Annotated in this window: 14 protein-coding genes (1 of these 14 only partly in view); 2 read left to right on the plus strand and 12 right to left on the minus strand. The window is 63.1% G+C overall.

The annotated features are described in order from the left end of the window. Window position 1 precedes the first annotated feature (1 nt). The 8 genes from SIL87_RS06005 to SIL87_RS06040 all read right to left on the minus strand — a co-directional run bounded on the left by SIL87_RS06005 (window position 2) and on the right by SIL87_RS06040 (window position 6,048). Complete coding sequence (locus SIL87_RS06005; protein WP_319613290.1) at window positions 2-766, minus strand: response regulator transcription factor; 765 nt, start codon at window positions 764-766, stop codon at window positions 2-4. Between the two features lie 333 nt (window positions 767-1,099). Next, entirely contained in the window at window positions 1,100-1,564 is a 465-nt protein-coding gene (locus tag SIL87_RS06010) for a molybdenum cofactor biosynthesis protein MoaE (RefSeq protein ID WP_319613291.1), read from the minus strand. A gap of 2 nt (window positions 1,565-1,566) precedes the next feature. After that, on the minus strand, window positions 1,567-1,818 hold the full coding sequence (gene moaD / locus SIL87_RS06015; RefSeq protein WP_319613292.1) for a molybdopterin converting factor subunit 1: 252 nt from the start codon (window positions 1,816-1,818) through the stop codon (window positions 1,567-1,569). Window positions 1,819-1,837: 19 nt separating this feature from the next. Then, entirely contained in the window at window positions 1,838-2,641 is an 804-nt protein-coding gene (locus SIL87_RS06020) for a hypothetical protein (RefSeq protein ID WP_319613293.1), read from the minus strand. Beyond that, on the minus strand, window positions 2,631-3,173 hold the full coding sequence (mobB, locus tag SIL87_RS06025) for a molybdopterin-guanine dinucleotide biosynthesis protein B (RefSeq protein ID WP_319615920.1): 543 nt from the start codon (window positions 3,171-3,173) through the stop codon (window positions 2,631-2,633). Before mobB ends, SIL87_RS06020 begins: the two co-directional genes overlap by 11 nt. Window positions 3,174-3,199: 26 nt before the next feature. Then, entirely contained in the window at window positions 3,200-3,784 is a 585-nt protein-coding gene (gene pgsA / locus SIL87_RS06030) for a CDP-diacylglycerol--glycerol-3-phosphate 3-phosphatidyltransferase (protein ID WP_319613294.1), read from the minus strand. Between the two features lie 9 nt (window positions 3,785-3,793). Continuing rightward, on the minus strand, window positions 3,794-5,293 hold the full coding sequence (locus SIL87_RS06035) for a phospholipase D-like domain-containing protein (RefSeq protein WP_319613295.1): 1,500 nt from the start codon (window positions 5,291-5,293) through the stop codon (window positions 3,794-3,796). After that, window positions 5,290-6,048, minus strand: coding sequence for an MOSC domain-containing protein (locus tag SIL87_RS06040; protein WP_319613296.1), 759 nt, complete (start codon window positions 6,046-6,048; stop codon window positions 5,290-5,292). The genes SIL87_RS06035 and SIL87_RS06040 overlap by 4 nt, the downstream gene beginning before the upstream one ends. A gap of 115 nt (window positions 6,049-6,163) precedes the next feature. Between SIL87_RS06040 and clpB the strand changes: the two genes are divergently transcribed. Beyond that, window positions 6,164-8,746, plus strand: a complete 2,583-nt coding sequence (clpB, locus tag SIL87_RS06045; RefSeq protein ID WP_319613297.1) for an ATP-dependent chaperone ClpB — start codon at window positions 6,164-6,166, stop codon at window positions 8,744-8,746. A gap of 129 nt (window positions 8,747-8,875) precedes the next feature. Here clpB and SIL87_RS06050 read toward each other — a convergent pair whose 3' ends face one another. From SIL87_RS06050 to SIL87_RS06060, 3 genes are all read right to left on the minus strand, one after another. Beyond that, window positions 8,876-9,415, minus strand: coding sequence for an REP-associated tyrosine transposase (locus SIL87_RS06050; RefSeq protein ID WP_405055216.1), 540 nt, complete (start codon window positions 9,413-9,415; stop codon window positions 8,876-8,878). 93 nt (window positions 9,416-9,508) lie between these two features. Beyond that, window positions 9,509-10,669 (minus strand): acyltransferase family protein, encoded by a 1,161-nt coding sequence (locus tag SIL87_RS06055; protein WP_319613299.1) that lies wholly within the window; start codon window positions 10,667-10,669, stop codon window positions 9,509-9,511. A 48-nt stretch (window positions 10,670-10,717) separates the two neighbouring features. Further along, window positions 10,718-11,101, minus strand: a complete 384-nt coding sequence (locus tag SIL87_RS06060) for a helix-turn-helix domain-containing protein (protein ID WP_319613300.1) — start codon at window positions 11,099-11,101, stop codon at window positions 10,718-10,720. Between the two features lie 444 nt (window positions 11,102-11,545). On the opposite strand from SIL87_RS06060, the gene SIL87_RS06065 reads away from it, so the two are divergent. Then, window positions 11,546-12,304, plus strand: coding sequence for a hypothetical protein (locus SIL87_RS06065; RefSeq protein WP_319613301.1), 759 nt, complete (start codon window positions 11,546-11,548; stop codon window positions 12,302-12,304). 327 nt (window positions 12,305-12,631) lie between these two features. On the opposite strand, the gene SIL87_RS06070 is transcribed toward SIL87_RS06065, so the two are convergent. Further along, on the minus strand, window positions 12,632-12,754 hold the 3' end of the coding sequence (locus SIL87_RS06070; RefSeq protein WP_319613302.1) for a hypothetical protein. 201 nt of this gene lie beyond the right edge of the window; 123 of the gene's 324 nt are visible here — the last part of the coding sequence; its start codon lies off the right edge, out of view; the stop codon is at window positions 12,632-12,634.

The raw sequence follows: 12,754 nt of genomic DNA on the forward strand, positions 1-12,754 counted from the left end.
ATCAGGCGCCCACGCGCAGGAACAACCCGGTGGTAAGCCGCGGGTCCGGCCCGATCGCGGCCTCGGCGGGGCGGGGCTGCGTCACCTCGGTACTGCGCCGCTCGACCACCATGTAGCCGCGCCCCCAATTGGTCTCGATCAGGTCGTCAGCCCCCAGAGCGAGCAGCTTCTTGCGGATCTTGCAGATGAAGACGTCGATGATCTTGGGGTTCGGCTCGTCGAGCCCGCCATAGAGATGATCGAGAATCGCCTCCTTGCTCAACACGCAGCCTTTGCGCAGCGCGAGGATCTCGACAATCTGATATTCCTTCTTCGTCAGGGTGACCTCGCGGCCCGCAACGAAGATCTTTTTCGCGTTCATGTTGATCTCGACATTGCCGAGCGTCAGCGCCGGGCTCTGAAACCCACGGCTCCGGCGCACCTGATTCTGCACCCGCAGAAAAATCTCCTCCTGGGAGGTGGCGCTCACGATCAGGTCGTCCACCCCGGCTTCGAGCACCCGCAGGCGGCTTGACTCGCCAAAGCTGTGCGCCACCGCAATGACCGGGCACCGCAACCCGCCGATCCGCAACCGCCGGATCAGGTCGGTTTCCGGCGGTCTGGCGTCCGAGAGGCGGAGCACCACCGCATCGTAATCGTAGATCCGCGCCAGATCGAGCGCTTCCTCGCGCTCCAGCGTTTCATCGACGACCACGAGCTTCGATTTGAAGTAGGTCGTCAGAACGTCTTTATTATCGATAATATTTCCAAAAATAAGTATTTTCATCACAACCCCCGGTTAACTGAGTCATTCAGTACAACCAAAGAGAGTATCCGTCAACAAAATAATTATAATTTGATAAGTAATGTTGAAATAATATTATTCATATCTATAATTGAGACTCATACATATAAATTATATTGAGATGAGTTTTGGAACAAAACGACGGGTAAAATCGACCGATCCGCCCCCGGAAACGCCCGTATCAGCCGCCCGACGCGGAACGGGACCGTGCCCCGACACACAAAAACGCGGCAAAACTGATCTTGCCGCGCCCAACCTGATGAATTTTTTCTGAACAACACTTCCGATCCGGCAGGATCGGAAACGGCGCGATGATCAACCCTGCGACGGGCCTTCAATCCACCGATCGCGCGCCGCGTCATCCTCCTGCCGCGCCGCCACCCAGGCGGCCTCGCCATCGGCGAAATCCTCGCGCTTCCAGAACGGCGCGTCGGTCTTGAGCCAGTCGATCAGGAATTCGGTCGCCCGCAGCGAATCGCCACGATGATCGCTGGAGGCCGCCGCCAGCACGATCCGCGCCCCCGGCTCCAACCGCCCGATCCGGTGAATGATCGTGCAGTCGAGCAGCCGCCAGCGCTGCATCGCCGTCGCGGCGATCGCGCCGAGCGCCCGTTCGGTCATGCCGGGGTAATGTTCCAGCGTCAGCGCCGCCAGCGCCCGCCCCCCGGTGGTGCCGCGCACGATCCCGACGAAGCTGGACACCGCACCGGCCCCCGCGCTTAGTCGGTCCAACTCCGCCCCAGTATCGAAATCCTCCGCCGTCACCACGATCCGGGGCATGGTCAGCCGCCGGTAAACGGCGGGAAATAAGCGACTTCCCCCGCCCCGCCGAGCCGGGTATCCGGGCTGACGAACACCTGATCGAGCGCGGTCTTGATCGATCGCCGATCCGCGAAGGCCAGCGCATGGCGCGGGCTGCGCGCCGCCAGAAAATCCGTGAGCGCACCGATCGTGCCGATATCCGCGGGCAGATCGATCGTCTCCTCGGCGACCCCGATCCGCTCGCGCAGCCAGGCGAAATACAAAACCTTCATCGCCCCGCGCTCACCTTGCTCAGTGGCCCTGCACCGAAACGACCTGCCCGTTCGGCTGGATCAGCGTCGCCGTGCCATTGCCGTTCGGAATCAGTATGCCGCCGCCCGCCCCGTCGATCGGGGCCACGGTCTGATACCGCCCGTTGCTCGACCCGGTCACCACGCCGGCCGGCCCGTTCGGCCCCATCAGCGTCTGCCCCACCGCGAAGCCGCTTCCCGCCCGGATGGTAGGCGCCGGGGTCGGCGGCGTCGCGGGAATGACCGGTTCGCTCGGCAAGGCGCTCTGCGCACTCCCCGGCGGCGTCGAACTTCCCTTGGTCGCATGCCCGTAAGTGCCGTATTTGGTCAGCCCGGCATTATTCCCGGTCGCCGGTCCGCTGCGCTGATCCGGCGGCGTCATCCCCTCGCTCATCGACCCGTTCGTGCCGACCGAAGGCACCGAATAGGTCGCGTTCGGGTTACCGGTCGCGCCGTACTGGTTCTGATATTCCTGCCCGAGCGGCGTGTTCATATGTTGCTGGATATCGCTCAGCGTCGGCACCGGCTGCACCGGCCCCGGCCACACATCGCCCGGCTGCGGCCGGATCGGCGTGACCGCAACCTCCTCGCCCCGCGCCCGCTGCATGTTCAGCGCATAGCCCTTGGGCGCATTCGGATTGCCGAACGGGCTCAGCGTGCTGTCAAGATAATTGCCGACCCCGGCGCACCCGGACAGCAGCAGCAGCATCGCCCCCGGCACGACCAGGCTGATCGAGCGCGCGGCTCGGGTCGACATCGCAGATCGGGCGGCACTCCGCATCGGGTTGGTTCCTTCACTCATCATAAAAGCGACTATGCTCCGATTTCACATCCAACCTCAAGCCAAGTCCGGTGACGATGAATTGCGCAATCGCGCTGGCATCGCCGAGGTCGAGCAGCGGAAGCGGGCAGGGGCCGACATCCCCATCCGCCGCCACCGCGATAATCCCCGGCCAGTCCGGCCAGAGCGGCCTCTTGCCGAGAGCGGGCCGGTGCACTTCGAGCTTGCGCACCGGGGCCGATTTGAACCCCTCGGCAATATACAAATCGACCGGCGCCATCCGCCCCAGCAGCAGCGCCAGATCGGGCTCGTCCTCGCTCCGATGCTCGCGGAACAGCACGAACCGCTCGCGCGTCGCCAGCATGGTCTCGCGCGCCCCGGCCATTCGATGACGATGACTGTCCTTGCCCGGCTGATCGGGATCGACCGTGTGATGCGCGTGTTTCAGCGTCGAAACGCTCAGCCCCCGTTGCGCGAGCACCGGCAGCAGCGCGGTCAGCAGCGTGGTCTTGCCACTGCCGGACCAGCCGACCAGCGCGATCACCGGCGCCGCCATCAGCCCGCCATCCACCCGATCCGCGTTCAGCCCGCCGTCCCCGGCCGGTTGATATGGCGCAGCCCCGCCGTGAGATAATCCCACCCGGTGATCAGCGTCAGAATCGCGGCCAGCCACAGCAGCACCCCGCCGATCGCGGTCGCCGGAAACCCGCCGATCCCGAGAATAACCGCCCCCCGGTCGCCGAGCAGCAGAAACCCCAACGCCCCCATCTGCGCCGCCGTCTTCCACTTCGCGAGCCGCGTCACCGGCAGCCCGATCCGGATACCCGCAAGATATTCCCGCAGCCCCGAGACCAGAATCTCCCGCAGCATGATCACGATCGCCGGATAAATCCCGAATGCCGGCAACAGGTGAAACCCGACCAGCAGCATCAGCGTCGCGCCCACCAGCAGCTTGTCGGCAATCGGGTCGAGCATCCGCCCCAGGTCCGAAAGCTGCCGCCGCGTCCGCGCCAGCCGCCCGTCCAGCCAGTCGGTGATCCCCGCAATGGTGAACAGAATCGCCGCCAGCAAATCCGCCGTCGGGTCGCGCAGCGCCACCAGCAGCACCAGCAGCGGGATCGCTGCGATACGCGACAGGGTCAGAACGTTCGGCAGATCGGTCAGCATCGCACCAGACTAAGCGGTTTTCGCGCGATGCGTAAGCCGCCGGAGCAGATGCCGGGGACGCGGTTTGTTGATCAGCCGCAGCGCACGCAGAAAATTCGGCGCCATCGCCTCCACCCGGTCGGGATCGAGCGCCGCGCTCTCCGCCAGTTTCGCCTCGACATCATTGACCGAAGGCGGCGTGAACGGCGCCAGCCGCCGCCCGGTCCCCGGGTTCAGCGCATCGAACGCCCGCACCAGCGAGCCATGCTCCTCAATCCCCTGCCGCACCGCAGCGACCGTCACCCCGATATGCTCGGCGATCAGCGCATCCCGCACATCGAGGATCGCGGCCCGGATATCCGCCCGCGCGTCGTCCGGCCCCACCTCGACCGCCAGATCCGACTCGGTATCGATCCCCATCGAACGGTTATTGACGTTCGACGACCCCACCCGCAGCAGCGTATCGTCGATGATCAACACCTTGGCATGAACATAAATATCCGCCTCGCCCGCGCTCACCGGGGTTGCGAACCGCAGCCGCCCGCCATGATCCAGCCGGTGCAGATCCCGCAGCAGCAGCGCCCGCGCCGAGCCCATCGCCTCCTCCTCCAGCCAGCCATCGGCCCGCCTGGGATTGACGATCAACACCTCCGGCCCCTCCGCCTCCGCCAGCCGCGCGGCAATCGCCTCGGCAATCCGGGGCGAGGCGAAATACTGACTCTCCAGATATATAGTGTGTCGCGCCGAACCGATCGCCGCGAGATACAGCGCCTCGATCTCGCGGGTCTCCGGCATCTGCTCCGTTTTCGGCCAGGTCCGCGCAATCCCCACCTTCACATCGGTGAATCGCGGATCGAGGCTGTCCGGCCACGGCACATCCGCCCGCTCCGGCGGCGGCGCGATCGTCTCCCCCGTCGCCGCCTGCCAGCGCATCCGCGCCAGATCGCCCAGCGCCCGCGCCGCATCGCCATCCACCGCCGTCGTCACATCGTGCCACGGCTTGTGCCGCTGCCCATCCGGCTCGTCGCGGCGCGGATCATCGTCGATATGATCCCCGGTATCCCACCGCCCCACCGTGCAATCGATCCCGCCACAGAACGCCAACCGGTCGTCGATCACCACAATCTTCTGATGATGGCACGCCCCGGTCGGATGATTGCTGTCGAGCTTGAAATGAATCCGCCGCGCCAGAAGCCAGTGGAACAGCAGGGCAGGGGAGGTCCCCCGCAGCGGCATCTTCAGCACCGACAGATCCCACCGCAGAATATGCACATCCAGCCCGGGGTTTTCCCGCACCACGAAACTCAGGAAATCACCGAGCGTATTCGGCACCCCCTCCATCACCACGCCATCGCGCTCCAGCAGAATCCCGGTGTGAAAATCCCACCCCACCATCAGCACCGAATGCCGCGCCGCCAGAATCGCCTGTTTCAGCGCCCGGAAATACGCCGCCCCGTCGATGATCACCGCCATCCGGTCGGCATGAACCAGCCGCCAGCACGTCACACCCTCCCGCAGCACCGCGCTCATGACATCACCGTCACCGCATCCCCCACCCCGATCCGCCCGGGCGTCACCACCTCGGCGAACACCCCGCAATCGACATGGCCGAAATGCGTCATCAACTCCTTCACCGGATTGGCATCGCGCAGCCCGGTCCCCGGATTGACGCACGTTGCCGCGCACCGGTTGATCCGCTCGACCACAACCAGCCGCGCCGCCCCGATCGCCAGCGTCCGCCCGATCCAGCCGAATTCCGCCCAGGCCTCGATCCCCTCGACATATATATTGGCCCGAAACCGCATCTTCTCGCGCGGGCTCCCCACCACCGCGCTCAACGCCGCGAGGCTCCCCAGCCCGATCAGGCTGATCACCTGCCCGTCATGATCGCAGAAACTGTGTTCATCCCCGACATGCACGAATCGCGGCACCCCCCGCATCGCCGTCGGCAGCGCCGCCGCAATGAACCCGCCGATCGCCTCCCGCCCCGAAGCCGTCAGCGGGTTGGCATCCAGCGCCGCACCATCCCGCGCCACCAGCGTCAGCAGCGAGCGGTCCGGATCGAACCGCGCCTCCAGCGCCGCCGCCTCGATATTCCGCGCGAGGCACAAAAACTCGGTCTTGGGCCGCCACGCGGGCGCTGCCTCGTCGAACCCGCAATCCCCCTGCGCCAGCGCAAACGCCCGATCCCACTCGATCGCCCGCCCGGCCCGCAGCGCCGCCTCACCCATCGCCTCGGGCGTCAGCCCCTTGACCGGATAACGATAGATTGTCTCAATCCGCATCCCGTCCCCCTCTTGAGCCGGATCAATGCTACAACCATTTGTGATCGGCAAGGTTGCGCCATTGCCTCTTGAGGGATGACGCGACCAAGGTCGCCTTAATGAAAGGGATCGAAACATGGATTTCGAAAAGTTCACCGAGCGGGCCCGTGGCTTCGTTCATGCCGCGCAAACCATCGCGGTCCGCGAATATCACCAGTACATCACGCCCGAACATCTGCTCAAAGCCTTCCTCGACGACGATGAAGGTGCCGCCACCGGCCTGATCCGCGCCGCCGGGGGCGACCCCGCCGCGGTCAAATTCGCGGTCGATGCCGCCGTCGCCAAAATGCCCAAGGTCCAGGGTTCCGGCGCCGGCCAGCCCCAGATCACGCCCGATCTCTCCCGCGTGCTCGATGCCGCACAAACCATGGCCCAGAAAGCCGGCGACGAATACACCGCGCAGGACCGCGTCCTCGTCGCCCTCGCCGCGAGCGACAGCGCCGCCGGCCGTGCCCTCAAAGCCGCCGGCGCCTCCGCCCAGTCACTCGAAAAAGCGGTGGCCGACATCCGCAAGGGCCGCACCGTCAATTCCGCCACCGCCGAAGCCAATTTCGACGCGCTGAAAAAATACGCGCGCGATGTCACGCAGGCCGCCCGCGACCAGAAACTCGACCCGGTGATCGGCCGCGACGAGGAAATCCGCCGCGCCATCCAGGTCCTCGCCCGCCGCACCAAAAACAACCCGGTCCTGATCGGCGAACCCGGCGTCGGCAAAACCGCCATCGTCGAAGGCCTCGCGCTGCGCATCGTCAACGGCGACGTGCCCGAAGCCCTCAAAAACAAACGCCTGATGTCGCTCGACCTCGGCGCCCTTGTCGCAGGAGCCAAATTCCGCGGCGAATTCGAGGAGCGCCTCAAGGCGGTCCTCAAGGAAATCGAAACCGCCAACGGCGAGATCATCCTGTTCATCGACGAAATGCACACCCTCGTCGGGGCCGGCCGCGCCGACGGCGCGATGGACGCCTCCAACCTCATCAAACCCGAACTCGCCCGTGGCGCGCTCCACTGCATCGGCGCCACCACGCTCGACGAATACCGCAAATACATCGAAAAGGACGCCGCCCTCGCCCGCCGCTTCCAGCCCGTCTTCGTGAATGAACCGAGCGTCGAGGACACCATATCGATCCTGCGCGGCATCAAGGAAAAATACGAACTCCACCACGGCGTCCGCATCCTCGATTCCGCCCTCGTCGCCGCCGCCACCCTCTCCAACCGCTACATCTCGGACCGCTTCCTGCCCGACAAGGCGATCGACCTCGTCGATGAAGCCGCCTCGCGCCTGCGCATGCAGGTGGACAGCAAACCCGAAGCGCTCGACGAACTCGACCGCCGCCTGATGCAGCTCAAAATCGAGCGCGAAGCCCTCAAGCGCGAGGACGACGCCGCTTCGAAAGACCGCCTCGCCCGCCTCGAAGGCGAAATCGCCGCCCTCGATGAAAAGTCCGACGCCATGTCCGCCACCTGGAAAGGCGAAAAAGACCGCCTCAACCAGACCCAGCGCCTCAAGGAAAAACTCGATCAGGCCCGCAGCGAAATGGAAATGGCCCAGCGCTCCGGCAACCTCGCCCGCGCCTCCGAACTGATGTACGGCGTCATCCCCGACCTCGAACGCCAGCTCGCCACCGGCTCGGCCGACGGCGCAATGGTCAACGAAGCCGTCACCGAACAGCAGATCGCCCAGGTCGTCGCCCGCTGGACCGGCATCCCGGTCGATCGCATGCTCGAAGGCGAACGCGCCAAACTCACCAAAATGGAAGACCTCCTGCGCGTCCGCGTCGTCGGTCAGGAAGCCGCCCTGCGCGCCGTGTCGGATGCCGTCCGCCGCGCCCGCGCCGGGCTGCAGGACCCCAACCGCCCGATCGGCTCGTTCCTCTTCCTCGGCCCCACCGGCGTCGGCAAAACCGAAACCTGCAAAGCCCTCGCCGAATTCCTGTTCGACGACGAACGCGCCATGGTCCGCATCGACATGAGCGAATTCATGGAAAAACACGCCGTCGCCCGCCTGATCGGCGCCCCCCCCGGCTATGTCGGCTACGAGGAAGGCGGCGTCCTGACCGAAGCCGTCCGCCGCCGCCCCTATCAGGTCATCCTGTTCGACGAGGTCGAAAAAGCCCACGAGGACGTCTTCAACATCCTCCTCCAGGTCCTCGACGATGGCCGCCTGACCGATGGCCAGGGCCGCACCGTCGACTTCAAGAACACCATAATCGTCCTCACCTCCAACCTCGGCAGCGAAGTCCTCGCCGCCCAGCCGGACGGCGAAGACGTCATGATGGCCGAAGCCGCCGTCATGCGCGTGGTCCGGGGCCATTTCCGCCCCGAATTCCTCAACCGGCTCGACGAAATCATCCTGTTCCGCCGCCTCCAGCGCTCGGACATGGCAACCATCGTCGATATCCAGCTCCGCCACCTCGAAACCCTGCTGGCCGACCGCAAAATCACCCTCCACCTCGACCAGGCCGCCCGCGACTGGCTCGCCAACGAAGGCTACGACCCCGTCTACGGCGCCCGCCCCCTCAAACGCGTCATCCAGCGCAGCCTGCAAAACCGCCTCGCCACCGCCATCCTCGCCGGCACCATCCACGACGGCGAAACCGTCACCGTCGGCGTGGGCGACGACGGCCTGACAGTAAGAGGCGACATGGCCGAAGCCGCGTAAGATAAGGCCAAGGCAAGCAGCGCTTTTTTGTAAAAAAGCGCGCAAAAAACTTTCGGAATCAGGTGCCGGGCGCCTGAGGGGCCAGATCGTAGGGTGGGGTGCTCTTGGGCACCCCACCATCTCTCACCCTCATGAACCTTGTCGCTCTCCGTAATCACCCTCGACCGCCGCGTGACCGCCCCACCCCGCCGGATAATCCCCCCGCCTCACCGCCCACCGAAACGACGAAAACGGCCACTCCCAGGCGTTGCCCGCAACCCCATGCCTGACCGGATTGAAATGCACATAATCGACATGCCGCCGAAAATCCGTCTCATCGCGCAGCGCCCGTTCCCAGAACCGACGCTGCCACACCCCGCGCTCTCGCTTGGCAACCCGCGACTCCGAACGGTGTTCACCCATCCCAACCCGTGACGAGAACCCCCGCTTGATCAGCATCCACCGCGTCGAAAAATCGGCATCGCCCTCCGGCAACGTCCACACCGCATGCAAATGATCGGGCAGCACAACCCAAGCATCGATGGTGAACGGATATAGTGCCCGAACCCGCGCAACCGAAGCCCGCAAAGCGGCGACTTCACGGACCAGCAAATCACTACGCCGATCGGCAAGCACAACGGTAAAAAAATACGCCCCACCCTCAACGCGACGTCGTCGATACTCCGGCATCTATTTCACTCCCTGACCCCGGCTGGCCCCATTCACGCTCGGCAGAGGCGAGCAGGAGCGGAATTGACAGCAACCACCTTCCCTCAGGACAAATCACACCACACTGACCGACGCGATCCGGCGGTTCAAAAATCTCTCGCGCAGGTTCCTGTTTGCCGGGTCGCCAATAAAGCGAGCGGCCAAACCGGCGATCAGCGACGACACGATGAAGAATAAAATAAGCCACGGTATTTGCGCATCATAACCAAGAACTTGAGCCGGAACAATATTGCGCATGCCTGCCAGTACAATAATATGGAACAGATACAGCTCATAACTATGCCGTCCGAACCAACGGACGCATCTGACGGGAAGACTGTGCGTCCACCCCGCGTTATCGTAGTTTGCAATGGCCAAAATCAAACATCCGGTTGCTGCTGATATGAGAGAAAAGCTGAATATCCTGTTTTCGTCAACAAACCCGTTCAACCATGTGTGGACTATAATTAAGACACTGAGCGCTACGACTAACGGCCTGACCGTCGCAGGTATCTCTACGCGTGTTGCCAGCATTGCACAGAGGCATCCGACCCCGATAGCATCAAAACAGGCCAGATTGGCATATAAATAGAATATGCTATGCTCATGGGTGGCGCGATAAAAAGGAGCGAAAGTGATGAGAGCCAAAATGAATATTGCGATAAACAAGTCACGCCTGAACACTGTACATACGATCGGAAAAAGGAGATAAAACATATCTTCTACAGATAATGACCAATATACATTTATGCAATAATTGAAATATCCGCGATATTGCATCAATATATTCTGCCAGAAAGTCATCGTTGATAAAACACCAAGATATAGGTCAGAAATCGGCTTCGAATTATTCACAAATGGTGAAATTCCAGACAATCCGAGGACGGTAATAACAGACAGTGATAGAATAAGTAATGGTTGTAATCTTGCAAACCGCAGGACATAGAAATTCTTCATCGATATGGCGGAAAGCCGCTTATACCTCCGTAACGCGTTGCTCGTGATCAGATAGCCGGAAACCACAAAAAATATAGTTACGCCAAAATTTCCCCAAATGAGAACGTTGTACACAACATCCTTCCCAAAAACGGTCTTTAATGGTCCATAATGCCACGGTCTATAGGTCAGACTGAAATGAAGTAACATCACCATAATAATGGCAAATCCACGAAGTAAATCGATGTAGGCATTTCTGGGAAGTTTTTTTCCAGAAACCAGTGGATCAGCCCGTCCCATTTGAACTCCCGTTATTACGTAGCCAACCGAGCCTCCACGTCCGTCCCGTCACGCCTGCGAAAGCCACCCCACCGGAACCTCCAGCACCGCAGCAAGCTTCGCGATCGTGTCCGGCGTTCCGGCGCGGTGGCCACTTTCGAGGTCGGACAGATACCCCTGACTGATGTCGCTCCTGAAGCTCAGATGCTGCTGCGTCATGCCCCGCCACTGCCGAATGGCCTTCAACCGGCTGTCACCACCCAAAATCATCGCACTCAGGTCCTTCGGCAACACGGCGGCATCGCCAGCCAACGCCGCCTTCCGGGAATCATAGATTGCAATGTCGTCCTCATCTTCGGCAGCCTCCTCGACACGCGCAACCAGCGCCTCATATTCGGCACGTGGCAGCACGACCAGTTCCTCTCCGGCTTCCGTGCGAATAATTTGCGGCATGGTCGTCACCTCAAGTCCTCCTGTAAGTCGTGGTGGCGCGTCGACCGATATAGATCGCCAGAATCGTGGCTGCATCTTCATCGAATATCACGCGATACGGACCGATCCTGAGCCGATAACCCTCACGACCCTGTAACGCCTTGACGTCCCCTTGGCCGGTCATGGCATAACGATGAAGTCCGGCTTCCACCTGCGCGCGGGCGTCACGCCCTCCAGCCACAGGCGCTATGGCGACTGGACCCGGCTTCCACCTGCGCGCGGGCGTCACGCGACAGGCCGTCCAGATCCTTCGCGGCTCCCGCCGTCAGGATGATCGTTTTCATGGTGTATTATATAGCTATATTGCGGCCGCTACAAGCGATAATATCGCTCCCACCCCCAGACCCACCCTCACCAAAACTAACGCTTTCCCACCCCCACCCCCCCCCATGCTCTAACAGGCACATGAGCGCGGCACCGCAACCCCTCTTCACCCGCTTCGCGGGCTTCATCGGGACTTTGCGGAAATCCATCGCCGCCGCGATCGTGCCGGTGCGCAACACCCCGGCCCGCCTCGCCAGCCCGGTCGGCCTCCTGCTCTACCGGCGCCTCGGCACCATCATGACGCGCCTCCACGACCTCCTCGCCCGCATTGAGGCCGAAGCCGGCCAGCCGCGCCTCTACCGGCGCGCCCGCCATCCCCATCCCCGCGCGTCATCCCCCGCCGAACCCGCCGCGCCAGCCACGCCACAACCCAAACTCCCCCGCCGCTTCGGCTGGATCGCCCGTCACCTCCCCGAAGCCCCCGGCCACGCCCAATCCCTCCGCCACTTCCTCTGCGAGCCGGAAACCGAGGCATTGATCGCCAGCGACCCCCGAATCGGCCGCCTCCTCCGACCGCTCTGCCACATGCTCGGCATCGACCTGCGCCTGATCTACCGCATGGTCCCCCCGAACGATCCATCCAGCCCCACCCCCGACCTCACCCGGCGTCACCCCCTGCTGCGCGAAACCGCCCGCCCGCCGCGCCCGCACCGCCCCGATCGCCCACCACCACGTCCACCTCGCGCGCCGCCGCCACCCCGCGTACCAAACCCGCCACCCCTCCGCGCCCCGACGCTCGATGATGTCCAATCCCTGCTCGACCACGTCTTCAGCCGCGAAAAACTCGCCTACAACCCCGATTTCATCGCCCCGGACTTTTTATACGTCCACCCGAAATAGCCTTTCCGCGCCCATATTGTTGCGATATCGCAACTAAACGTCCCACACATGGCACATCCCGCCCTCCGTTCCCACCCTCCGTTCATGCACCTCGCTCATGGCCGGATTGCGACTGCGAAACCGCGGCCCTATCCGCCCCGGCAGCGCCCCATCCCCCGCACAAACCCTTGCCACACAACGTTTTTACCCAATCCGCCGCCCCGTTTCCCGGCCCGTTGACAGGTCCGGGGTCGGCGCGTAGAAGCCCGTTCACCGCTGATGAGGCGGCGACCGACGGAGCGGGTCAGACCGCAACGTCAGTTTTGTTCTTTGAGGTTTGTGAATAGGCTAGGAAGGGATACGTTGGTGGCGTTTGGCTGCTGGCTGGATTGCTGGGTCTGAGAGGGCTTGGTGGTATGGTTGGTAGTGATTGCTGTGTTTGGGTTTAGGCTTGGGCATGGTGGTGGTTGA

Source organism: Acidiphilium acidophilum, assembly GCF_033842475.1.
In the GTDB taxonomy this organism is placed as follows: domain Bacteria; phylum Pseudomonadota; class Alphaproteobacteria; order Acetobacterales; family Acetobacteraceae; genus Acidiphilium; species Acidiphilium acidophilum.